We start from the raw sequence: 253 nt of genomic DNA on the forward strand, positions 1-253 counted from the left end.
GGTCTCCCGGTCGAACAGGTCCGTGCTGTATTCCAGCATCCCTTCCAGCCCCGCCTCCCGGCCCTCCGGATCACGCTGCTCCGAGATGTTGAACGCGAGATCGTATTTGCTCGTGTGGGTGACGACCGGCTCGACGGAGGCATCCAGCCCCGGCAGCCGCAGCGCTGCCTCGTCGGTGTTCTGGAAGGCGAGCATGACCTGGAACAGGGGATGGCGTCCGAGCGACCGCGTGGGGTTGAGGGCTTCGACCAGA

1 protein-coding gene is annotated in these 253 nt (G+C 66.0%); it reads right to left on the bottom strand.

Annotated features, from left to right (window positions below; translation table 11 throughout):
* On the bottom strand, positions 1-253 hold a 253-nt coding region (locus tag FFK22_RS42580; RefSeq protein WP_143957088.1), incomplete at both ends, for a condensation domain-containing protein.

Source organism: Mycobacterium sp. KBS0706, assembly GCF_005938675.2.
In the GTDB taxonomy this organism is placed as follows: domain Bacteria; phylum Pseudomonadota; class Alphaproteobacteria; order DSM-16000; family Inquilinaceae; genus Inquilinus.